This window comes from Arthrobacter sp. TMN-50, from assembly GCF_054511125.1.
Map to the genome: position 1 here is coordinate 23,543 of NZ_JBTNDG010000001.1, position 21,552 is coordinate 45,094.

Here is a 21,552-nt window from a genome sequence, read left to right on the forward strand (position 1 = left end):
CATCCACTCCGGACACCGTGCAGAATTACTGATATGCCCACAGCATCGACGCGCGCAACCCTCACCACCGAGCGCTTTTCTACTGCGTTGGGACCAGTGCAGGTGAGGATTTCACGGACCGCCGGGGTTGACGCGCCGCCGTGGGTGCTGCTGCATGGCGCCGCCGGATCCTGGCGCACCTTCAGAGAGTTGCAGGCCGCACCCGGTTTCCCCACTGAGGTGGACACCGTCGTGATCGACCTGCCGGGGTGGGGTGACTCTCCCGGCGTCGGCGCCTTCACCATTCAGTCGCAGGCCGCGGCCATCGTCGAGGTCCTCACCCAGGCGGGTTATCGCCGGTGGCGGCTCTTCGGACATTCGATGGGTGCCGTGCCAGCCCTGGAGATCGCAGCAGCCGAACCGGACCGCACCCTGACGGTGGTGGTCCTCTCCCCCACCACGGTGATCGCCTCCCGTGCGTTTCGCCGGCCGTGGCAGAACCTCGCAACGATGGGCCCGCTCCTCGGGATGAGGATCATTATGCGGTTCCTCGACCGCACCGGATCACTGAGCCCCCGCCTGATCGCCATCGCCCGGCGGGCCGGCTTGCTGAAACTGGTGTTGCGGCCCTTCGTCGTCAGCCCGGCCTCCCTGACGGGACCGGTGGTCGATGCGCTCGCCGTCGATGCCCGTCCCGCCGCCTTCGCTGTTGCGGCGAAAGCGTTGACGGATCACGACTTTTCCCCGTGGCGGGAGGCCGGGGGCACCCAGCTGGTCCTGCGGGGCGAGCGGGATGTCTTCACCTCGGCCGCGGAGGCAGGTGAGCTGACCCGGCTGCTGCCGAACGCCCGGACCACCGTGATACCGGGTACCGGACACTTCGCCCATGTTGAGGATCCGGAGGCGGTGGCACACTTCCTGTGGCGGGAGACAGTCGCGCCTCAAGCCAGCGCGGAGGCAGGCGGCGAGGGCGTCAAGCCGTGCGGCCCAGTCCCCTGACTGCTGCGACGGCCGCGGTGACCGCCCGGGACGCGAGAGTAATGTCCCGTTCGGTGGTGGCGGCGGTCCACGAGAACCGGACGGCGGTCTGTGCGGTTTCCCGGTCTATTCCCAGAGCCAGGAGGACCGCTGACGGCTCGTCGCTGGCCGCAGCGCAGGCCGACCCACTGGAGCAGACGACGCCACGGCGCTCAAGTTCCAGTAACACCGATTCGCCACTGGTGCCGGGAAAGCAGAACGACGCGAGATTCGGTAACCGCTGCCCCGGGTCGCCGGTGAGGACAGCCCCGGGGACCGTTCCCAGCACCTGGCCGGTGAGGAAATCCCGCTGCGCCGTGGCGACCGGGACCGCTCTCTCCCGCTCCCCCTGGGCCAGGGCCAGCGCGGTGGCGAGACCCACGGCTCCGGCAACGTTCTCCGTCCCTGACCGCCTCCCACGTTCCTGTCCACCACCATGGATCAGCGGTTCCATCGGAATGCGGCCTCTCAAATAGAGCAGACCGGTTCCCTTGGGTGTGCCCAGTTTGTGACCGGACAGCGTCAGAGCGTCGACTCCGAGGTCGGCGACGGTGAGCGGAAGCCAGCCGCCCGCCTGTACGGCGTCGGTGTGGAAGGGGACTGACACCGCCGCACAGCGGTCCGCGAGGACCCGCACGGGCTGGACCGTTCCCACCTCGTTGTTCGCATACATGATCGAGCACAGGGTGGTGCCGGGGGTGAGGGCCGCGGTGAGGTCATCCGGTTCGACGAGGCCCGTGGGCGAGACCGGAACGATGGTGATCCGGAACCCGTGAAACCGACGCAGATAGTCGAGCGTTTCAAGGACCGCCGGGTGCTCGACGGCACTGGTGACCAGGTGCCGGTCGCGCGGGGTGGCGAGGGCGATGCCCTTCAACGCGAGGTTGTTGGCTTCCGTGCCACCCGAGGTGAAGGTGAGTTCGGACGGACGGCAACCCAACACCGTTGCCGCACTTTGGCGCGCAGCGCTCAACGCCCGGGCCGCAGCTTCCCCGATCCCGTGATGACTGGAGGGATTCCCGAACTCTGAACTCAGGAGCGGCCACATCGCCGTCAGCACTTCCCGCCTTACCGGGGCAGTCGCGGCGGCATCAAGATAGATCATCAGGGTCTCCGCTCGCCGGGCCCGGGGTCCAGATCCAGGTCCAGATCCAGTCCCAGATCGAGTGCATGGACGCTGTGGGTCAACGCGCCGGAGGAAATGAGATCCACGCCAGTGCGGGCAATTGCCGCAACGGTGTCCAGCCGCACGTTGCCGCTGGCTTCCACCAGGGCGCGCCCGGCCACCAGCCGGACCCCCTCGGTCAGTTGATCCACACTGAAATTGTCGAGCATGATCGTGTCCACCCCGGCAGCCAGGACCGGCTCGATCTGGTCGAGCCGGTCCACCTCAACCTCAAAATGCACGGTATGGGGAAGACTGGCCTTTGCTGCCGTGAGGGCCTCGGTCAGCCCGGTAGCACCACTACTGGCCAGGAGGGCCAGGTGGTTGTCCTTGGCCATGACGGCATCCGAGAGGCTGAAGCGGTGATTGAAGCCTCCCCCGCAGCGGACCGCGTAGCGTTCCAGTATCCGGAGCCCCGGGGTGGTCTTACGGGTGTCGACGATGCGCGTGCCGGTCCCCGCTACCGCCTGCACGAACCGGGCGGTCAGGGTAGCGATCCCACTGAGACGCTGCGCCAGGTTCAGCGCCACCCGCTCGGCGGTGAGGACCGCGCGGGCGGGCCCCGTCAGGACGGCCAGAACAGCGCCGACGTCGAACGCCTCCCCGTCCTGCGCCAGGAACTGCACCGTGGTTCGCTGATCGGTGAGCCGCATCGCGGCCTCAATGACCTGCTGGCCGCAGAACACTCCCGCCTCCCGCGCGACGACCGACGCCTGAGCGATGGCAGCAGCAGGAATCAGCGTCTCGGAGGTAATGTCCCCCCAGGGCGCGTCTTCGGCGAGCGCTGCAGCGACAATCCGATCGACGTCGGCCGTTGCTGGCTGAGTGACAGGCTGGCTCATGGCTGTGCCCTTCGGTAGGCGGTGACATGGGGGTCGCTGCCTCGCGGGCGGGTTCCCGGGAAGTCGGTGCGGTAGTGGGCGCCGAGCGATTCCTCGCGGGCCGCCGCCGCGTGCACTAGCAGCCTCGCGGCGATGAGCAGGTTTCCCGTTTCGCGCTGCTCGACCGTTCCGGCGGCGCCGGAGAACTGGTCGAGCTGCTTGGCAGCTACCTGCAGTCCCGCCCCGCTGCGGGTCACCGCCGCGTGGTCGGTCATCACGCGCTGCAGGGTGCGCCGGTCGCAGACCTCGGTCGCTGCCGCATCCGAAAGCGTCAGCGGTGCAGCAGGAAATGCGGGCCAGCCGTCGTCGTCGTGCACCTCTGCGGTGATCGCGGTGACTGCGCGGGCGGCGAAGACGAGGCCCTCCAGAAGGGAATTGGACGCCAGCCGGTTCGCCCCGTGGACTCCGGTGCACGCGGCCTCGCCGACGGCGTAGAGACCCCTGAGCGAGGTGCGCCCCCATAGGTCGGTCTGGATTCCGCCCATCCAGTAGTGGGCCGCCGGAATGACCGGCAGCGGATCAACCGACCAGTCGAAGCCGAGGGCCGCCGTCAGCCGGTGCAGGGACGGGAACCGGGTGGCAAGAAAGTCCGGCCCACCCAGGCCGGTCGCATCGAGGTATACCCGTTCCTCGCCACGATCCCTAAGATGCAGGGCGATGCTGCGGGAAATGACGTCCCTTGGCGCCAGCTCGGCGGCCGGGTGGTACGCGGCCATGAACCGCTGCCCCGACGTGTCGAGCAGTACCGCTCCCTCCCCGCGGACGGCCTCCGAGATCAGCAAGTTGCCGGGGAGGTCCAGGGCCGTGGGATGGAACTGGAAAAACTCAAGATCTTTCACGACGGCGCCCGCCCGCCAGGCTGCCGCCAGCCCATCCCCCGTAGCAACCGGTGGATTGGTGTTGTGGGTGAAGAGCTGGCCCGCACCACCGGTGGCGAGGACGACCGCGTCGGCGTCGAGTGTGGTCTGGATCCCCTCACGGAGGATCTGAATGCCGGTCACTGCCGGTGCGGCGGCTCCGCCGATGCGCAGGTCGGCGAGAAACGAGTTCTCCAGCACCTCGATGCCTGGATCCTGCCGGACCGCGGCAATCAGTGCCAGGGCGACTGCGGCGCCCGTCGCGTCTCCGCCGGCGTGCAGGATGCGCGACGCCGAATGCGCTGCTTCCCTGCCCAGTGCCAGTTCCCCGACGACTGTGCGGTCGAATGGGGTTCCCAGGGCCAGCAGGGCTTCGATGTGCTGGGCTGCCTCAGCGCAGAGGATCTGCGCCGCTTCCGGCACGCAGGACCCGCTGCCGGCAGCGAGCGTGTCGGCAACGTGGCTGGCCACGCTGTCGCCGTCCTGGGCAGCGCCGGATTCACCCGAGCTGTGCATGACGGCGGCGATCCCGCCCTGGGCATGCCACGTGGTGCTGTCCTCAAGCCGGCCCTTCGTGATCAGGCTGACGGCGGTGCCGGGGGTGGCGCGTCGCAGCCGGAGTGCCGCGTAGAGTCCGGCGATGCCGCTGCCCACCACCACAACGTGCCCGGGTGCGCCGGTGCTCATGGCTGGACGGCCAGCATGCGTTCCAGCGCCACCCGGGACGGTTCGGCGACTGACTCGTCGACGGTGATCCGGTTGTGCACTGTGCCAGCGACGAGGCCCTCCAGCACCCAGGCCAGGTAACCCGGGTGGATGCGGTACATGGTGGAACAGGGGCAGATCACGGGATCGAGGCAGAAGATGGTGTGTTCCGGGTGCTGGCTGGCCAGCCGGTTCACCATATTGATTTCGGTGCCGACGGCGAACGTGGTGCCGGGTTCGGCCGACTCGATGGCCCGGCGAATGTAGTCGGTGGAGCCCGCAGCGTCCGCCGCGTCGACCACCTCCATAGGGCATTCCGGGTGGACGATCACGCGGACGCCTGGGTAGTCGGCCCTGGCCTGCTCGATCTGGCCAACGGAGAAACGTTTGTGGACCGAGCAGAAGCCGTGCCACAGGATGACCCGGGCGTCCTGCAACCTTGCCTCCTCGTTGCCGCCGAGCGGTTTGCGTGGGTTCCAGAGGGGCATCTGCTCGACGGGCACTCCCATGGCTTTGGCAGTGTTCCGTCCCAGGTGCTGGTCGGGGAAGAACAGCACCCGTTGACCCCGCTGGAAAGCCCATTCAAGCACGGCTGCGGCGTTCGAGGAGGTGCACACGATCCCTCCGTTGCGGCCGCAGAATCCCTTCAGCGCCGCTGACGAATTCATGTAGGTGACGGGGATGACCGGGACGCGGCCGTCGTCGTCGGGCTCGGTCCCGAACAGCTCGGCAAGGTCTTCCCAGCAGTCGGTCACCGAATCGATGTCGGCCATGTCGGCCATCGAGCAGCCCGCCGCGAGGTTGGGAAGGATCACTGCCTGGTGTGGTTTGGAGAGCATATCGGCGGTTTCGGCCATGAAATGGACGCCGCAGAAGATGATGGCCTCAGCCCGCGTTTTTTCGGTGGCGGCGCGGGCCAGCTGGTAGGAATCGCCGACGAAGTCGGCGTACTTGACCACCTCGTCGCGCTGGTAGAAGTGGCCCAGGATGACCGCCCGTTCACCGAGGGTCGCCTTGGCGGCGAGGATCCTTGAGTCGAGCTCCTCGTCGGTGGCGAGCCGGTACTTCTCGGGTAGCTCCCCCTGCCGTGGGGTAGCTGGTGGCGCAACGTCGCTCAGGGAGGCGCCGGGACCGTAGGTGGGCGACATTTCCCGGTCGATGGCCCACGGGTCCGCGGCGAGAGCTGGCGAGCACGTGGTGACGCGCTGACTCTGTGCTTGCTGCCGCGTCACAAGCTGGATCGCGGTGGTGACACTGGTCATGATTGGCTCCTGAAGGGTTAGTCAGTGGAGGTGCCGGCCGGCACGGGAGTGGCCTGGGCGCCAAGGGTGCCAGCCGGCCCCGTGTAGCGGTAGAGCCGGGGCGGCCGGTGGCGGACGCCCTGGAGGTACTCGTCGGTGGGGGTGATGTCGGGGGTAGCTCGAAGCTGGCGACGGAAGTTTGCCGGATCGAGGTGGCGATCGAGCACCGCTTCGTAGACCTCCCTGACCTGCGCCAGGGTGAAGGTGTCCCCAAGGAAGTGGTAGGCGATCGAACCGTATTCCATCTTGCTGCGGAGCCGCCAGAGCGCGTAGTCAACGATGGTGTTGTGGTCGAAGGCAAGGTCCTCGAGGTTGTCGGCACGGAACCAGCTGATGTTTTCGGATTCCTGAGTCAGGGCCGCTTCGTCGGGCTGGACCAGCGCCCAGTAGACGATAGAGACCACACGCTGGGTGGCTGCACGGTCCAGCCCGCCGAAGGCGTAGAGCTGTTCCAGGTAGTTCGGGACCAGCCCGGTGGTCTCCCTCAGGTTGCGTGACGCGGCGTCCTGCAGTGACTCGACCTGGGCGAGCGGACCACCCGGCAATGCCCACTTGCCGAGATGCGGCTGCCTGATCCGGCGTACCAACGGCAGCCACAGGGTGGGTCGGCCCGACGTCGCGCTGGGCCGCAGAGCGAAAATCACCGTGGAAATGGCCAGCACTGGGGGTTGCAGCTGCCGCTCGGAAACGTTTGCCGCCTCTGCGTACATCAGACCCTCCTCACTTAGTGTCAATATGACTCTAAGTGATTTTAGCCCGAATCTGCACTTTCTCCAACCCACACCCCTCCCACCCCTGCGGCGGCGCGCATCAGGGGCAGCGTCCGCCCCTCGAAGTGGGTGTTGAGCACGATGACGGTCGAGGAGCGCACCACCGTCCGGGTGGCAATGATCGCATCAATAACCCGTTGCAGGTCGGAATTGGACCGGGCTGCAACCTTGGCGAGCAGATCGCTCTCCCCCGAGACGGTATGCACCTCCTGGATCTCCGGAATTTTCGCCAGCGCGACGGCGACGGCGTCGTGCCCCGAATCCTGGTGGATGGTCAGCGAGCAGTAGGCGACCACGGGGTAACCGAGGCTGCGCGGCTCGATCCGTGGACCCCAGCCCGCAATCACGCCATCGCGTTGCATCCGGTCCAATCGCGCCTGGACGGTAGCACGGGCTACCTTCAGCCGTCGTGACGCCTCAAGCACACTCATCCGGGGATCGTCGGTGAAGAGTTCAGCAATCCGGGAGTCGAGGGGGTCAATAACCATGTGTGACCTTTCGGGTAGGAGAAAAGACGCGCCGGTGTTGTGTCTTGGCGAAATAGTGACTAGTCTCACAGTCGTTGGTCTATTCGACCACGCGGCAGGGGTGGGTTCGACGGCGCACGTGCTCCTGTCGCTTTTTTTGTGCCCTCTTCTCCCCAGCTTACCGAACAGTCTGTCTAGTGATCAATGGAAAATTAGAACAGATCGATACACAGTGTGCAGCTAACGCTGAGCAGATTGCAGCGTTTCCCTTTTGAACGTAGCGTCGCTCTGACAAAGTGACTTCGATCATAAGGACGGCCATGCACTTCACGCCCGCCCCTCCCGAGGAGGAACTGAAGACGCTGCACCGGCTCCTGGTGACAGTGCGTCAGTTGGATCTTGCGGCAGTCCGCTGGCAGCGGCAAGGCATCATTCCCGGTTATGCCCCCCTGCTGGGCCAGGAAGCCGCCCAGGTGGGAAGCGGTTGCGCCGTCGATATCGCCAGGGACTTCGTGTTCCCCACCTACCGGGAAATGGGTGTCGCCAGAGCCATGAACGTCGACATGGTGCAGTACATGGCCACGCACAAAGCCACCTGGCACGGCGGGCTCTACGACTCTGCCGCCACCCATCTTGCACCCATCCAGGCTGTGGTCGCCGGCTCGGTCCTCCACGCCGTCGGGTGGGCCCACGGCCAGACCCTCGCCCAGAAGGAGCGCGAACCCGGGACCGGCAGCGGGGTGGCTCTCACCTACTTCGGCGACGGCGCCAGCTCGCAGGGTGACGTTCACGAGGCGATGAACTTCGCCGCCGTCATGAAGGCTCCGGTGGTTTTCTTCGTGCAAAACAACGGCTGGGCCATCTCCGTCCCCACCTCGGCACAGGTTGCTGGCGGCGCGGTTGCGGCACGTGCTGCCGGTTACGGGATGCCGTCGCTCACGGTAGACGGGAACGACGTCGTCGCCGTCCTGGCCGCGACACTCCAGGCCATCGACCACTGCCGGGGCGGGAACGGACCCATGCTGATCGAAGCCACCACCTATCGTCTCGGCCCGCACTCCACCAGCGACGACCCCGGCCGGTACCGCTCTCTCGCCGACGAGCAGGCAGCCCGCAGCCTCGATCCGGTACAGCGCTGCGCGGACCTGCTGCGCACCGCCTACGGCACTGGTCCCGATTACTTCGACGCGGTTCTGGCCGACGCGGAAGCCGAGACCGAACGCGTACGCGAGGGTTTGGAGGGCCTCGGCCCACGTCCGGGATCGGACATGTTTACGTACGTGTTCCAGGAAAACACCCCCACCCTGCATCAGCAGGAACTCGCTTGGAGAGAGGAATCGGAACATGTCTGAGCGGACGGCAACGGCTGAGACCACCGCTCGGGCAGCGAGCGAACCCGGGTCACACCTGGAACACCTCTCCATGCAACAGGCACTGAACCGGGCCCTGGCTGAATCGCTGGAAGAAAACTCACGGACCCTCATCTTCGGCGAGGATGTTGGCCAGCTGGGCGGGGTCTTCAGGGTCACCGACGGGCTGCAAACGCGGTTCGGTGCCGACCGGGTCTTCGACACCCCGTTGGCCGAATCGGGGATCCTGGGCATGTCGGTGGGCCTCGCGATGGCCGGTTTCCACCCCATCCCCGAGGTGCAGTTCGACGGGTTCGCCTACCCCGCAGTCAACCAGATTGTCTGTCAGATCGGCAGGATGAATTACCGCAGCCGCGGCACCCTCCCCATGCCCATCACGCTTCGGGTGCCAAGCTTCGGCGGAATTCGTGCGCCCGAGCACCACGGTGAGAGCCTCGAAAGCCTCTTCGCCCACGTGCCGGGGCTGAAAGTGGTCTCACCATCCACACCACATCAGGCCTACCACCTGCTCAAGCACGCCGTCCGGCGCCCCGACCCGGTGATCTTCATGGAACCGAAGGCACGGTACTGGCAGAAGGGTGAGGTCGACACCGCCGACGGCGGCACCCTCGATGGCGCCCAGGTTGCCCGCAGCGGACGCCATCTCACGCTCATCGCCTGGGGAGCGATGGTGGCGCGCTGCCTGCAGGTCGCGGAACTGGCAGCCGAGGACGGGATCGACGTCGAAGTCCTCGACCTGCGCTGGCTGAAGCCCATCGACGCCGCCGCCCTGGCCGCCTCGGTGACCAAGACACGCCGCGCCGTCGTCGTCCATGAAGCACCACGCACCAGCGGGCTCGGAGCGGAAATTGCTGCGCTCATCACCGAGCAGTGCTTCAATGTGCTTAAGGCACCGGTGGAGCGGGTGACGGGATTCGACGTCCCGTACCCCTCGGGCGATCTCGAGGACGAGTACGTGCCGAACATCGACCGGATCCTGTTCGGCATTCAACGAGTATTGGAGCACCGCCGTGGCTGAGTTGTCCTTTCCCCTCCCCGACCTCGGTGAGGGCCTGATCGAGGCCACCGTTCTCGAATGGCTGGTCGCCGTCGGCGAAACCGTTGAACGCAACCAGCCGCTGGTCGAGGTCGAAACCACCAAATCCGCCGTCGAGTTGCCATCACCCCAGGCCGGAACAGTGGTTAGAGTTCATGGTGAGCCGGGCGACGTAGTCACAGTCGGGGACCCACTCATTGTCTTTGAGGTCCCCGACAATACGGCCGGCATTGTCGGAACGGTACCGCAGGAGCACGCGCCCAAGCGGCGGGTGCGCCTGAGGCCCGTGTCCGACGACGACTGACACGCCTAATCTGAGGGAGATCGATATGGGACGCCACCGGGACCACCTCGTGGAGGGCATCGACCCACACCTGTCCGTCGAGGAGCACCGTCCAGCACAGGAGTCAACCTCCCGCCCGGTGTTGTTGCTGCATGGCTTTGCGTCCTCGGCCAAGTTGAACTGGCACGATTCCGGCTGGGTCAGGGCCCTGACCGACGCCGGGCGGCGGGTCATCACCGTCGACCTGCCGGGCCACGGCAACAGCGCGTCCCCCGCGGAACGGGACGCCTACGCGCCGAGCAGGATCCGCGCGGACCTCTTGCAGCTGCTGCAGGACGCCCACGTAATTCCCCTCGATGAGTCAAAGCCTGCGAGCGGCGTGGACATCATAGGATATTCGCTCGGCTCCCGGTTGGCCTGGGAGTTCGGTGCCACCCAACACGATCTGGTGCACCGCATGGTTTTGGGCGGGCCGGGTTCCGAGGACCCGCTGGCCGACTTTGACCTCGGTGCTGCCCAGCAGTACCTGGCCGATGGCACGCCGATCGACGACGCGTCCACGGCCGACCTGTTGCGGATGGCCCGCCTGGTTCCCTCCCATGATGTCTTCGCGTTGCTGACCATGGTTGAAGCCATCAAGGGTGAACCGTTCAACCCTTCCGAGGCGGTACCGCAGATGCCGCTGTTGCTGGTCGCCGGAGAACAGGACGACCGGGCAACCACCATGCCTGGGCTGGCGGCCCTCAGTCGCCAGGCTGAGACGCTCTGGCTCCCCGGCCGCACCCACACCAACGCGGTAACATCGCGGGCCTTCAAAACGGCAGCTCTCGACTTCCTCAACCGCTAACCCGCAGGCTTTCCTGGGGGTGCGCGTGGCGCGTCAACCGCGACGCCGAAATAGGATAGCGTGGGATAGTCAGCGGACTTAGTACTACGAGCTGATCCCTGGCATCCATCCGCACCGTAAGGACCCCGTGAACGAACTTTTGGCGCAGCGGTATCAAACCGCTGAGCTCCTCGGCACGGGCGGCGCAGCAGCCGTGTACCGCGCAACCGATCAAAACCTGGGCCGCGATGTAGCGGTCAAGGTGTTCAATCCCAGCACGTCCGACGATGACGATTACCGCCGCCAGCACACCGAAACCATGCTGCTGGCCACGCTCAATCATCCCGGGCTGGTCACCCTCCACGATGCGGGACTTCACGAGGACGGATCGGGGCGGACCACCAGTTTCCTGGTGATGGAATTCGTTGACGGCCGGGACCTGAGGAAGCTGCTCAAGACCAAACGGCTTGAATCCTTCGAAGTGGCCCAGCTCGGCGCCGATCTGGCCGATGCGCTGGCCTACGTACATTCCCAGGGGGTCATCCACCGGGACGTGAAACCAGCCAACATCCTGTTGTTCCGGGCAGGCGAGCACGACACCCGCCTGTACTCCAAGCTGACCGACTTCGGCATTGCCCGGATGGTCGACGCCACGACGGCCACCGCGACCGGCGCCACCATCGGCACTGCCAACTACCTCAGCCCTGAGCAGGCGCACGGCACCACCGTTGACTATAAATCGGACATTTACTCATTGGGGCTGGTGCTGCTGGAGTGCCTGACGGGCCAGAAGGCGTTCCCCGGCGCAGTGGTCGAGGCGGCTGTTGCCCGGCTGCTGCGCGACCCCGAGGTTCCGGAATCGCTTGGGCCCATGTGGGTGTCGCTGCTGACCAGCATGACCGCGCGCAGCCCCCAGCTTCGTCCTGACGCTCATGAGGTGGCCCTCGCCCTGCGGGAGGTCACCGCGGACGACGTCCCGAACCCGGCGACAGGTCAGCCGGTCCCCCGCGAGGTAACACCCGACCTGTCAGAGCCTGTCACCGGCGGGGTTGTTACGGGTGGAATCGCCACCGGCAGCGTCTACATTCCCGCGCCGCCTACCCAGGCCCCAACCCTGGGCTAAGCCGATCCCGCTGAAGGTCACGACCGCCCAGGCCTCCGGGTCCCCAGTGATTGACCTACTTGTCTTCGTCCGCGGCTTCCTCGGGCTCAAAACTGGTGGGCTCCTTGGTGACACCGGCCCCTACCCCTTCTTCGGACTCCGGGATGGTGCCGTCGGGGCCCTTGGACTTCTCATCGGCGTTGATGTCTTCTCGGTTTGGCTGCTCAGTCATGGCAGTTCCTCCTGGTTGCTGGTTGTCGCGTGCTGCAATCCTACGAGTCAGCTGACCATGACCGGAAACGACGGCACCCCCTGGCTCCGGTGTGGCGGTGGCGACGCGAGTGGCCGGCCGAATATGGGAAGCTGATTCCATGATGAAGTCGGATCGTGTTCACCCGTGGATACGGCGGGTCGCCATTGAGGTGGGCGGGTGGAGCCTGATGGTGCTCGGCCTGGCCGCGATGATCCTGCCCGGCCCCGGCCTGCTGATGCTCGCTGCAGGCCTGACCGTACTGTCCTTGCGGTACGCCTGGGCGGACCGCCTGCTGCACCCGATCAAGGCTCGCGCCCTGCAAGCAGCCGCTCTGAGCGTCCAGACCTGGCCTCGTATCACCTTGAGCGTCCTCGGCGCCCTGATCATCATGGCTATCGGCTTGATCTGGGGGTTGCAACCGTCAGTTCCCGGCTGGTGGCCGCTGGAGGAGCGGTGGTGGCTGCCTGGTGGCTGGGTCACCGGCGGAACCATGATCGGGTCCGGCGTGATCGCTATTTCCCTCATCGTATACAGCTACCGCCGGTTCCGGCCCACCCGGCCGGTCCGCCCCTAGGGCGACGAACCCGGAGATTTCCCCTACTTGAGGAACTTGGACGTCCGACGGTCCGCCAGGGGCTTACCGCCGGTCTGACAGGTGGGACAGTACTGCAGCGACGAATCGGCGAATGAGACCTCACGCACCGTGTCACCGCACACGGGGCACGTCTGGCCGGTGCGGGCATGCACCCGCAAGGCTTCCCGCTTGGTGTCCTTGAGTTCCTTTGCGGGCCGGCCCGCAGCCGCGTCGATGGCGTTCCTCAGCAGCTGGTGCATGGTGGTGTGCAGGGTGCCGATGGCGTCGTCGTCAAGCTTGTTGGCGAGGGCGAAGGGTGACAGCTGCGCTGCGTGAAGGATTTCGTCGCTGTAGGCGTTCCCAATTCCTGCCACCTTTGACTGGTCCCGCAACAGGCCCTTGAGTTGCCCGCCGTGTGAGTGCAGCAACCGGGTGAACGAGTCGCGATCCATCTCAAGGGCATCAGGGCCCAGCCGGGCAATCCCAGGAACTTCCCCGAGGTTTTCCACCACGTAGGCGGCCAGTGACTTCCTCGTGCCCGCCTCGGTCAGGTCGAAGCCAGGCTCGGCACCCGCCCCCTGATCGGCGAACCTCACCCGCAGGGCGATCGCCCCCTTACCCGGTTTCAATGCCACGGTGCTGAGGCTATCGGACCACCTGAGCCACCCGGCTCGGGCCAGATGCATCACCAGGAATAAGCCGCCGATCTCGACCACCAAAAACTTGCCCCGTCGATCCACCGATATCACCGGGAGCCCGGCCAGTGACTGCACCGGAATCTGCGCGGTCTTCAGCACCGAGAAGGACGCCACTTCAAGACCAGCGACGACGGCGGGCGGGCCGCCCGCCGGGAGGAGCTTTCGACCGAGGAAATCGACGAGTCCCTGCACCTCCGGCATCTCTGGCATGGATTCAGGTTAACACTGCCGCACCACGACAGAGGCCGAAAACAGCGGTGAACTTTCCGGCCGCCTTCGGCCCCGGGGTGGCGAGCGGGAGTGTTAGTGGTGCGACACGCCGAGCGGGGCACCTCTGGTTTCCTTGACCAGGCTGACGCCGATGAAGGAAATCACGCACAGCACCATGATGTAGATCGCCACTGAGCCGGACCACTCATACGCTTCGAGGAGAGCCTGCGCCACGGTTGCAGCGAACGCGCCGCCGAGGATCGCGCCGAGGGCGTACCCGATCGAGATGCCCGAGTAGCGGACCTGCGCGGGAAACATTTCGGCGTACATGGCCGACATCGGCCCGTAGGACAGGCCTAGCCCGATGGTCAGGATGAACAATGCAATTCCGTAGAGCACGATGTCGCCGCTGTCGATCAGGATGAACATCGGTAACATCCAGAGGAACACCAGCGCATAGCCGAGCTGGAAGGTGCGGACCCTGCCGATCTTGTCCGAAAGCCAGCCTCCGACCATGGTGAAGATCAGCCAGCCAAAGGAGGCAAGAACCGTGGCGAGGAGTACCTGCTGGATGGGCAATTCGAGGCGCCCGGTGGCGTAGGAGATGAAGAACGCGATCAGGAGGTACCCGGCCGCGTTGTTGCCGATGAAAATCGCGGCCGACAGCAAGACCTCTTTGGTGTGGTTCCTGAAGAGGTCGCGGAGGGGCGCCTTGCTCTCGGCCTTGCGCATAGCCATTTCCTTGAACACGGGGCTTTCGGCAACCGACCGGCGAATCAGGTATCCCACCACGATCAGGACAACCGACAGCAGGAAGGGGATCCTCCAACCCCAGGCCAGAAACTCGTCGTCCGTGAGGACGGTCCGCAGCACCAGGAGAAGGCTGGTTGCCAGGATCATGCCGATCGGCACGCCAATCTGCGGGAAGGCGCCGAAGAGCCCCCGCCTGTGCATTGGCGCATGTTCGACAGCCATCAGCGCGGCACCGCCCCATTCGCCACCGGCGGAGAAGCCCTGAATGATGCGGAACAGGATCAGCAGGACCGGGGCCCAGATGCCGATTTGCGCATAGGTGGGGAGGAGGCCGATCAAGGCCGTCGCCCCGCCCATCAGGACCAGGGTCATTACCAGGACTGCCTTACGTCCGATCCGGTCCCCAAGGTGACCGGCGACGATGGCTCCCAGCGGTCGGAACAGAAAGCTGATGCCGATCAGCGCGAAGGACAGGATCTGGGCCAGGCCGGGGTTTGAGTCAGAGAGCGGGGTCAGGAAGAGGCCAGCCAATACTGTGGCGGTCAGCTGGGCGAAAATGAAGAAGTCGTACCACTCGATGGTGGTACCGACCAGAGTGCCGGCCAGGACCTTGCGTTCCTCGCGGGTAACCCGCTGGTTAGGCCGGCCGACACTGGTTGAAGAAGACGTCATTGTGTACTCCAAAATGGGACGACTATTTACTGACAGAACGTTCGGTAATTGTGACGCTGATCATACTACCTCGTGAAGTGAAAGTGCGCTGGTCCAAAACCCTTGACCCCGGGTTGTTCTATAGTTGAGCAATCCGGCGAATGAGGACTCACTCGGGAAACCATCGGAGGCAGGGCAATCACTATGGACGTGCACGGCACCGCGGCAACGCCCTCGTCCCACTCGCAAACCCTCTCCCGGGGGATCCTTGCGCTGGAAATTCTGGCTGAAGCGAACGCCCCGCTGTCGATCGCCGAGTTGTCGGCACTCCTCGGAGTTCACCGTTCCATTGCCTACCGCATCCTGCGCACCCTCGAGGATCACTCGCTGGTGGTCCGGGACACCGCGGGGCGGGTACAGGCGGGCCCCGGCCTCGCCACGCTGGCGCGCGGCGTGTCGAGCGACCTGCAGTCTGCGGCCCTTCCCGAGCTCACCCTACTCGCCAACAACCTGGGTATGACAGCTTTCGTGGCGGTCTTGAACCAGCACGACTGCGTCACGCTTGTGGCGGTGGAGCCACGGCACACCGGAGCAACCGTGGCGCAGCGTCCCGGCAGTCGCCATTCGGTGAGCGCCGGGGCGCCAGGAATTGCGATTCAGTCGGCGCTTACCGAGCAGGACTGGGAACGCTTCGCCCCGGGCCAGCCCTACCGGGACGATGCCCGGGCTGCTCAGCGCACCGGGTACGCGGTCAGTCGCGACGAGGTGATCGACGGCGTGTCCTCGGTTGCCGTGCCGGTGAGGATTCCCGGCCAGCCGCCCGCCGCGGTGGCGCTGGTCTACATCCGTAGCCAGTTCACCCCCGCGGAGCTCGGCGCTCAGCTCATCGACAGCGCCCGGACAATCGAAGATCAGCTCCGCTGACCACCCCCGACGCCGTCAGCTAGTTGATTCCTGGCGTGGAACAGCCAGCGAGACGAACCCCAGCACGAGAAGCACTCCGGCGGCGGTGACCGGCACCACGAACGCGGCGCTGAACCCGTTCGCTTCGGCCAAGGTTCCCGCCACTGACGCACCTATTGCCGTCCCCGCAACAATGCCGCTGGCCAACAACGTCATGACTGTCCCCATGAGTTCCTTTGGTGCGACCATTGAGCCGATACTGAAGATGGTGACCATAGTGGGGCCAACCGGGATGCCGAGAGCGAACAGCACGAACAGCATCGGGGCTACCTCCTGCGGGAGGAAAAGGAACATGCTCAGCAGAGCCATCCCGCCCGCCGAGATGATCCAGCGCCAGGATGCCGAAAATCGCGCCGGCCAGTACGCCACGGACAGGGCAGCACCTGCGGAGCTCAGTCCCATTACTGCGTAGAGCAGGCCGGCAGTCGTCGCTGCGCCAAATTCGCCGGCGAAGGCTATGAGGGCCGTCTGCGTTGAGCCAAAAAAAGTGCCCATGGCCACCATACCGAGCACCGGTAGCGGAACCAGAAGCCATAATCTTCTGCTCCGAGTCTGCCGCCGCCGCGGCGGTCCCGCGCCACGGGGCGATGGCTGCGGCTGACGACTCAGCGGCACCACTACCTGGACCGTGCTGTGAACCGCGAAGGCACTCACCATGACAATGGTGAGTGCGGCTGCGAGCGCCAACGGTAGCCAGGGGGTGATCAGGCTCGCCAGCAGACCGACCAGCGCTGGGCCCAACACGAAGGTCAGTTCGTCGGCTGTGCTCTCATAGGACAAGGCTGTGTCCAGATCCCCCGGCTGCGTGCCCCGGGTCAGAGAGATCCACCGGACCCGGGCGAGTGGGCCGATCTGCGGGCAGGTCAACCCCATCCCGAAGGCTGCTGAGAGAATCAGTGCTGTCGAGGTCGATGAGAAGTCTGGGACGGTGTAGCTGGCCGCAATTACGAGGACGATGGCTACCGTGTTGAGCACCGCCGAGATGAGCAACACGGGTCGTTGGCCGGTGCGGTCGGCGAGGTAGCCAAGGACGGGAGCGCCAAGGGCCGATCCCACTCCGACGGCTCCGGCGGCAAACCCGCCGGTGGCAACCGATCCGCTGGCCGCGGTGAGGAGGGTGAGGGCGCCCACGGTCAGCATGGCCAGCGGGAGCCGGGCGAAGAAACCGATGGTGAGGAATGAGGGCCCGGCCAGTGCGGGGAGGCGGCCATAGCGCCCCAACCGGCTGCCGGTTACTGCAGGAGTTGTCATGATGACGGTCTTTCCGGATACTACTAAGCGCGCATCGTCCCCCCTCCCGATGCGCCCAACCCGGTGACACCCCTCAATTTACACCGTCTGCCGCCAACCCGCTGGCTGCTCCTCGGCCGGTAGTTGGTCGATAATGCTAAGGGTAGACCCATTCCGTCCCTTCACGACCTGCAATTGGACGCCGATCCGCTGCTTCAACTCGGCAACATGGCTGACGAGTCCCACCATCCGCCCGCCGTCGCGCAGTCCCTCCAGGGCATCCATCACCTGCTCCAACGACTGGTCATCAAGGCTGCCGAACCCCTCGTCAACGAACAGGGTCTCAATTTCGATTCCTCCGGACTCGGCCTGGACGACGTCGGCCAGACCGAGCGCGAGCGCCAGGGCAGCCATGAAGGACTCCCCGCCGGAAAGGGTTGCGGTGTCCCGCCGGTTCCCGGTCCACCCATCGATCACGTTCAGGCCAAGCCCCGATTTCCTGTTGCCCGACAACGCATCGCTGTGCACCAGCGCGTATCGTCCATCGGACATGGCCAGCAGGCGTTCGGTGGCTGCGTCAGCTACCTGCTCCAGGCGCGCAGCCAGCACATAGGTACCGAGACTCATTTTGTACGAATTGTCTCCTCCGCCCATGGCGGTGTCGGACAGCGACCTCACCAGATGGTATTCGCGGCGCAGCGGCAACACCGCCTGCTCCTGCTGGTCCAGCTCACCGGCATAGCGGTCAAGCTGGAGCACCGACGCCTCGATCATCCTGAGTGCGACAAGGCTCGCGGCGGCTCGTGCTGAGGATTCCTCTTCGGCGGTCGCTGCCGTGTCAACCGCATCCCGAGTCACCGCGGGCAGGCGAGCGGCCTCATCCCTGAGGGCCCCGGCAATCTCCGGGAGATCCCGATCCGCTTCGAGCCGGTGTCCGGCCCGCTGGTAGGCAGCAAGGAACACCTCGGCACGCTGCACGTCAGCGTCAGGCAGCAGGGCGGCCCGCACCTCGTCGGAGTTTTCAAAGATTGAGTCGGCAAGCGCATCGGTGAGCGCGGTGAACGCCCGGCGGCGGTTCTCGCTGGCACGCACCAAACCCTGGATGGCGTCGCGGCACCCGACCATCGCGTGATGCGCTGCCCCCCACTCCGCAATCCGTTCGGCCAGGGTGACATATCCGCCGCGGAGCGCGCTGAGGCGCGCCAGCAGCTCCCCCCGCTGTTCCTGGAGAGCGGCGGCTGAGGAGCGCAACTCGGCCAGGGAAGTCACCGACGCGTGCTCAGAGGCTGCCAGCTCTTCCTCACGGTCGGCCAACTCGCCCAGCCGGATTGTTGTGCACTCCAGGCCCCTCCGCGCTGCCACTGCCTCCTTCATCAGGTCCGTGTCCCGCTTCAAACCCGCCCGAACGGCAGCGCCGTCGCTGTCGCCACCCTGAGCTTCAAGCCTCGCAACATCCAGCACTGCCTCGTCCCGAACTCGGCGGACACTGTCCAGTTCCTGTTCTGCGCGGTCCTGTTCCTGGCGTGCTGCCTCTTCCTGCTCATGGGTGACCAGACTCTCCCCATCCGCCGACGCCGGTCGGGGATGGGACAGGCTGCCGCACACCGGGCAGTCGTTGCCCTCGCTGAGACCGGCGGCCAGCTCGGCTGCTGCCTGCTCCAGCCGTTGCCTGAGGGTGTCCAGCCAGAGTCCTTTGAGCTCAAGGAAGCGCCGTTCGGTCGCCGTGTACGTGTCCTGCTCGCGGAGCACGCGGGTGCGCGCCTCATGCAGGGCCGCGATAGTTGCCAGCAGCCGTTTACCTTCGGCCACCCGGTCTCCCACGGTCGATTCGTCGTTCACCTGCCGCTCCAACTCAGTGTGCTTCACGCGGGCCGCAGAGGCCTCATCACGAACCGCGGTCCGAGCCTTAACACACTCGACGACGTCGGCGTCGATCCGCTCCTGCTCCAGCAGAGACTCAGCGAGCCTGCTGTCGAGGGACTGCAGCCGCTGCTCTTCGGGGAGCGCCGCGCGCAGGGCCCCCAGATCCGAGGTTGCAGCAGTACAGGCGGCATCCAGGACAGCGATCGCATCACTTACCGCGGGGTGGGTACCACCAGCACCGCCGACCATGGCGCCGGTGTCGAGGTCAGGTAGCAAAGTGCTGGCCACCCTGGAGTCCGCAACTGCCAGGGTTGCGGCCGTGGCGGTGACCTCAGCCTGGCGCAGTGTCTCCTCCGCCTGATCGAGGGCCCGCAGGCTACCTTCCAGAATTCGTGCTTTCCCGTCACGTTCAACTGCCGTCCGGAAGATGTCTGCCTCGTCACGTTGCGCTACGTGGGATTTTTCGGCATCCCGGAATCGCGCCAGCGCCACCCGCCGCGCGTGCCCAGCCGATGCCTCCTGGTAGGCCTCAAGGAGTGCTTCGTGCTCGATCGAGTTCTCTAGTGAGACACGGGCGGCATTCGACAGGACTGCCGAGAGACGTTCCCGCAGCACCCCGATGAAGTCTGGCTCCGGCTGCTCTACATCTAAACCCACTACATCTGAACCCACCGTATCCGAACCCACCGCGCCCGAACCCACCGCGCCGGCGTCGCCGGAAACGGCCGGGGCATAGCGTTCCACCTCGTCCACTGCCCGCCGGAAGATATGGGCCAGCCCTGCCTCGGCGTCGGCTACCCGCGCCCCGATCGTCTTGGCACGGTCGGCCAGCACCTGCTCGACCTGTTCGAAGCGGTCGGTAGAGAAAAGCCGTTGGAGCAGGTCCCTGCGGGACTTCGCGTCGGAGCGCAGGAAGGCTGCGAATTCCCCTTGCGGCAGCATCACGACCCGCGTGAACTGCTCGCGATCCATCCCGAGGAGCGCCTGGATCTCCGCCCCGGCTTCATCATTGCGCGCAGATTTCTGGACCCACTCGCCGTCGATCCGTTCACGTAGCAGTGTGCGGGCCTGTTCGGAGGTGGTGCCCTTTCCCCGTTTCGCCGGGCGGTTCCACTGCGGGTTACGGATCACTTCAAGCCGCCGCCCGCCCACGCTGAACTCGCAGGTCACCTCGGGGGCCAGGGACTCCGGTGCGTGGTCGCTCCGGAGCCGCTTCGCTCCCTGCCGGACGCCCGGCACCGACCCGTACAACGCGTAGCAAATTGCATCAAGCACACTCGATTTACCGGCTCCGGTGGGACCGTTCAGGAGGAACAACCCGTGGGCGCCCAGCCGGTCGAAGTCCACCTCCTGCCGGTCGGCGAAGGGGCCGAAAGCCTGCAGTTCGAGACGGTGGATCCTCACCGCTCGACCTGAGCTGCGCGAACCGCCTCGAGCGTTGAGGTGATAATCGAGCGTTCACCCTCGCTGGCTGGACGGGAGCGCACATGATCGAGGAAGCCACAGCAGACGTCCACATCATCTGTGGCCTGGGCAATCCGCTGGCTGTAGGTCTGCTGGGCTGGCAGCCGATCACCTGCCGGTTCGAAGACCAGCACCAGGGTGGCGGGGAAGCGGCTACGCAACCGTTCCATCGCCTGGGCGGGCCGGTCAGCGTCGACGAGCGTAATGTGGCAGTAGGCATTTTCGGCCCATTCGTGCCGTGGGTCGGTGAGCAATTCGCCGAGCTCCCCGCTCAACACGGCCAGTTCGCGGTACCCGGGCCATTCCACCGCGCTCACCTCGCCCAGCCCCTCGGTGCCGATCTCCACCAGCCAGGCACCCTTCGCCTGGTTGGCTTCGGAAAACGAATACGGCAGGGGCGAGCCCGAGTATCGCACGTTAGGGGCCAGCCGCTGCTGGCCGTGGAGGTGGCCGAGTGCTGCGTAGTCGAACGGCTCAAAAAGATCCAGCGGGACGGCACCCACGCCGCCGACACTGAGATCGCGTTCGCTTGCCGAGGTGATCCCCCCGCTGGCGAAGGTGTGCGCCATGACCAGAGACCGGACGGTTCCCGCGGACTCGCGACGGGCCAGATCGGCGCGGACCCGATCGAGAGCCGCCCGAGTAACCGCCGTGTGCGTGGGAGCCTCGGCGCCCAGCGCATCAGCTACCAGGCGCGGTTCAAGGTAGGGCAGCCCATACACGGCGAGCTCGGCGCCGTCGTCGTCCAGAGGGAAGAGGACCGGCCGGCCGATGTCCTCAAGGCGGGTGCGCAGGTGCACTCCCCCGCGTTCCAGGATGCGGCCGCCGAAACCCAGCCGGGTGGCGGAGTCGTGGTTTCCGCTGGACACGACCACCTGTGCGCCCGCGCCGGTCAGGCGTTCAAGTGCCTCATCGAAGAGCCCGACGACGTCCACACCGGGCAGCGCCCGGTCGTAGACGTCCCCGGCGATCAACACCACGTCAACCTCAAGTTCGCGGACGGACTTCTCGAGGTGGTCGATGAAGATCCGCTGTGCCTGAAGGGTACCCACACCGTGGAACGAGCGTCCCAGGTGCCAATCGGATGTGTGCAGTAGCCTCATGATTCCAAGCTACCGGCCCCCACCGACATTC

General features: G+C 65.9%; 20 protein-coding genes. 8 read left to right on the plus strand and 12 right to left on the minus strand.

From position 1 onward, the window contains the following. Positions 1-33: 33 nt before the first annotated feature. On the plus strand, positions 34-978 hold the full coding sequence (locus tag ACX80A_RS00120; RefSeq protein ID WP_459257632.1) for an alpha/beta fold hydrolase: 945 nt from the start codon (positions 34-36) through the stop codon (positions 976-978). Here the strand turns inward: ACX80A_RS00120 and ACX80A_RS00125 are convergent. The 6 genes from ACX80A_RS00125 to ACX80A_RS00150 are packed head-to-tail and all read right to left on the minus strand — an operon-like array spanning position 953 to position 7,163. Next, positions 953-2,101: a cysteine desulfurase family protein gene (locus ACX80A_RS00125; protein WP_459257633.1), complete on the minus strand. Its 1,149-nt coding sequence runs from the start codon at positions 2,099-2,101 to the stop codon at positions 953-955. The two genes, ACX80A_RS00120 and ACX80A_RS00125, sit on opposite strands and share 26 nt — an antisense overlap. Continuing rightward, on the minus strand, positions 2,101-3,003 hold the full coding sequence (gene nadC / locus ACX80A_RS00130; protein WP_459257635.1) for a carboxylating nicotinate-nucleotide diphosphorylase: 903 nt from the start codon (positions 3,001-3,003) through the stop codon (positions 2,101-2,103). Before nadC ends, ACX80A_RS00125 begins: the two co-directional genes overlap by 1 nt. Beyond that, positions 3,000-4,586 (minus strand): L-aspartate oxidase, encoded by a 1,587-nt coding sequence (gene nadB, locus ACX80A_RS00135; protein ID WP_459257636.1) that lies wholly within the window; start codon positions 4,584-4,586, stop codon positions 3,000-3,002. The genes nadC and nadB overlap by 4 nt, the downstream gene beginning before the upstream one ends. Beyond that, positions 4,583-5,866 (minus strand): quinolinate synthase NadA, encoded by a 1,284-nt coding sequence (gene nadA / locus ACX80A_RS00140; protein ID WP_459257637.1) that lies wholly within the window; start codon positions 5,864-5,866, stop codon positions 4,583-4,585. The genes nadB and nadA overlap by 4 nt, the downstream gene beginning before the upstream one ends. A 17-nt stretch (positions 5,867-5,883) precedes the next feature. After that, a complete protein-coding gene (locus tag ACX80A_RS00145) occupies positions 5,884-6,615 on the minus strand; it encodes an NUDIX hydrolase (protein ID WP_459257638.1) in 732 nt (243 codons plus the stop codon). Between the two features lie 41 nt (positions 6,616-6,656). Continuing rightward, positions 6,657-7,163: an Lrp/AsnC family transcriptional regulator gene (locus ACX80A_RS00150; protein ID WP_459257639.1), complete on the minus strand. Its 507-nt coding sequence runs from the start codon at positions 7,161-7,163 to the stop codon at positions 6,657-6,659. Between the two features lie 299 nt (positions 7,164-7,462). Here ACX80A_RS00150 and ACX80A_RS00155 point away from each other — a divergent pair, with 299 nt between their 5' ends. The 5 genes from ACX80A_RS00155 (at position 7,463) to ACX80A_RS00175 (ending at position 11,780) form a co-directional block, all read left to right on the plus strand. Further along, complete coding sequence (locus ACX80A_RS00155; protein ID WP_459257640.1) at positions 7,463-8,494, plus strand: thiamine pyrophosphate-dependent enzyme; 1,032 nt, start codon at positions 7,463-7,465, stop codon at positions 8,492-8,494. Continuing rightward, positions 8,487-9,530: an alpha-ketoacid dehydrogenase subunit beta gene (locus ACX80A_RS00160; RefSeq protein WP_459257641.1), complete on the plus strand. Its 1,044-nt coding sequence runs from the start codon at positions 8,487-8,489 to the stop codon at positions 9,528-9,530. The genes ACX80A_RS00155 and ACX80A_RS00160 overlap by 8 nt, the downstream gene beginning before the upstream one ends. Then, positions 9,523-9,852 (plus strand): biotin/lipoyl-containing protein, encoded by a 330-nt coding sequence (locus ACX80A_RS00165; protein WP_459257642.1) that lies wholly within the window; start codon positions 9,523-9,525, stop codon positions 9,850-9,852. Before ACX80A_RS00160 ends, ACX80A_RS00165 begins: the two co-directional genes overlap by 8 nt. A 25-nt stretch (positions 9,853-9,877) precedes the next feature. Continuing rightward, entirely contained in the window at positions 9,878-10,678 is an 801-nt protein-coding gene (locus ACX80A_RS00170) for an alpha/beta fold hydrolase (RefSeq protein ID WP_459257643.1), read from the plus strand. A gap of 127 nt (positions 10,679-10,805) precedes the next feature. After that, the gene (locus ACX80A_RS00175) at positions 10,806-11,780 is read left to right on the plus strand and encodes a serine/threonine-protein kinase (protein WP_459257645.1); all 975 of its coding nucleotides are present in this window, start codon (positions 10,806-10,808) and stop codon (positions 11,778-11,780) included. A 55-nt stretch (positions 11,781-11,835) separates the two neighbouring features. Here the strand turns inward: ACX80A_RS00175 and ACX80A_RS00180 are convergent, their stop codons facing one another. Next, on the minus strand, positions 11,836-11,991 hold the full coding sequence (locus tag ACX80A_RS00180; RefSeq protein ID WP_459257646.1) for a hypothetical protein: 156 nt from the start codon (positions 11,989-11,991) through the stop codon (positions 11,836-11,838). A gap of 139 nt (positions 11,992-12,130) precedes the next feature. Here ACX80A_RS00180 and ACX80A_RS00185 point away from each other — a divergent pair, with 139 nt between their 5' ends. Further along, complete coding sequence (locus ACX80A_RS00185) at positions 12,131-12,586, plus strand: PGPGW domain-containing protein (RefSeq protein WP_459257647.1); 456 nt, start codon at positions 12,131-12,133, stop codon at positions 12,584-12,586. A 23-nt stretch (positions 12,587-12,609) separates the two neighbouring features. On the opposite strand, the gene ACX80A_RS00190 is transcribed toward ACX80A_RS00185, so the two are convergent. After that, positions 12,610-13,494 (minus strand): DNA-formamidopyrimidine glycosylase family protein, encoded by an 885-nt coding sequence (locus ACX80A_RS00190; protein ID WP_459257648.1) that lies wholly within the window; start codon positions 13,492-13,494, stop codon positions 12,610-12,612. 93 nt (positions 13,495-13,587) lie between these two features. Next, on the minus strand, positions 13,588-14,919 hold the full coding sequence (locus tag ACX80A_RS00195) for an MFS transporter (protein WP_459257649.1): 1,332 nt from the start codon (positions 14,917-14,919) through the stop codon (positions 13,588-13,590). 183 nt (positions 14,920-15,102) lie between these two features. Between ACX80A_RS00195 and ACX80A_RS00200 the strand changes: the two genes are divergently transcribed. Beyond that, the gene (locus ACX80A_RS00200; RefSeq protein WP_459257650.1) at positions 15,103-15,822 is read left to right on the plus strand and encodes an IclR family transcriptional regulator; all 720 of its coding nucleotides are present in this window, start codon (positions 15,103-15,105) and stop codon (positions 15,820-15,822) included. A 15-nt stretch (positions 15,823-15,837) separates the two neighbouring features. On the opposite strand, the gene ACX80A_RS00205 is transcribed toward ACX80A_RS00200, so the two are convergent. The 3 genes from ACX80A_RS00205 to ACX80A_RS00215 form a co-directional block, all read right to left on the minus strand. Beyond that, positions 15,838-17,112, minus strand: coding sequence for an MFS transporter (locus ACX80A_RS00205; protein WP_459257651.1), 1,275 nt, complete (start codon positions 17,110-17,112; stop codon positions 15,838-15,840). 78 nt (positions 17,113-17,190) lie between these two features. After that, complete coding sequence (locus tag ACX80A_RS00210; RefSeq protein ID WP_459257652.1) at positions 17,191-20,358, minus strand: AAA family ATPase; 3,168 nt, start codon at positions 20,356-20,358, stop codon at positions 17,191-17,193. Next, positions 20,355-21,521, minus strand: a complete 1,167-nt coding sequence (locus tag ACX80A_RS00215) for an exonuclease SbcCD subunit D (protein ID WP_459257653.1) — start codon at positions 21,519-21,521, stop codon at positions 20,355-20,357. Before ACX80A_RS00215 ends, ACX80A_RS00210 begins: the two co-directional genes overlap by 4 nt. Positions 21,522-21,552: the final 31 nt, after the last annotated feature.

Excerpts from the sequence above, each read along its gene's own strand:
- ACX80A_RS00120 (WP_459257632.1), top strand. The coding sequence starts at position 34 with ATGCCCACAGCATCGACGCGCGCAACCCTCACCACCGAGCGCTTTTCT.
- ACX80A_RS00125 (WP_459257633.1), bottom strand. The coding sequence starts at position 2,101 with ATGATCTATCTTGATGCCGCCGCGACTGCCCCGGTAAGGCGGGAAGTG.
- nadC (WP_459257635.1), bottom strand. The coding sequence starts at position 3,003 with ATGAGCCAGCCTGTCACTCAGCCAGCAACGGCCGACGTCGATCGGATT.
- nadB (WP_459257636.1), bottom strand. The coding sequence starts at position 4,586 with ATGAGCACCGGCGCACCCGGGCACGTTGTGGTGGTGGGCAGCGGCATC.
- nadA (WP_459257637.1), bottom strand. The coding sequence starts at position 5,866 with ATGACCAGTGTCACCACCGCGATCCAGCTTGTGACGCGGCAGCAAGCA.
- ACX80A_RS00145 (WP_459257638.1), bottom strand. The coding sequence starts at position 6,615 with ATGTACGCAGAGGCGGCAAACGTTTCCGAGCGGCAGCTGCAACCCCCA.
- ACX80A_RS00150 (WP_459257639.1), bottom strand. The coding sequence starts at position 7,163 with ATGGTTATTGACCCCCTCGACTCCCGGATTGCTGAACTCTTCACCGAC.
- ACX80A_RS00155 (WP_459257640.1), top strand. The coding sequence starts at position 7,463 with ATGCACTTCACGCCCGCCCCTCCCGAGGAGGAACTGAAGACGCTGCAC.
- ACX80A_RS00160 (WP_459257641.1), top strand. The coding sequence starts at position 8,487 with ATGTCTGAGCGGACGGCAACGGCTGAGACCACCGCTCGGGCAGCGAGC.
- ACX80A_RS00170 (WP_459257643.1), top strand. The coding sequence starts at position 9,878 with ATGGGACGCCACCGGGACCACCTCGTGGAGGGCATCGACCCACACCTG.
- ACX80A_RS00180 (WP_459257646.1), bottom strand. The coding sequence starts at position 11,991 with ATGACTGAGCAGCCAAACCGAGAAGACATCAACGCCGATGAGAAGTCC.
- ACX80A_RS00185 (WP_459257647.1), top strand. The coding sequence starts at position 12,131 with ATGATGAAGTCGGATCGTGTTCACCCGTGGATACGGCGGGTCGCCATT.
- ACX80A_RS00190 (WP_459257648.1), bottom strand. The coding sequence starts at position 13,494 with ATGCCAGAGATGCCGGAGGTGCAGGGACTCGTCGATTTCCTCGGTCGA.
- ACX80A_RS00195 (WP_459257649.1), bottom strand. The coding sequence starts at position 14,919 with ATGACGTCTTCTTCAACCAGTGTCGGCCGGCCTAACCAGCGGGTTACC.
- ACX80A_RS00200 (WP_459257650.1), top strand. The coding sequence starts at position 15,103 with ATGGACGTGCACGGCACCGCGGCAACGCCCTCGTCCCACTCGCAAACC.
- ACX80A_RS00205 (WP_459257651.1), bottom strand. The coding sequence starts at position 17,112 with ATGACAACTCCTGCAGTAACCGGCAGCCGGTTGGGGCGCTATGGCCGC.
- ACX80A_RS00215 (WP_459257653.1), bottom strand. The coding sequence starts at position 21,521 with ATGAGGCTACTGCACACATCCGATTGGCACCTGGGACGCTCGTTCCAC.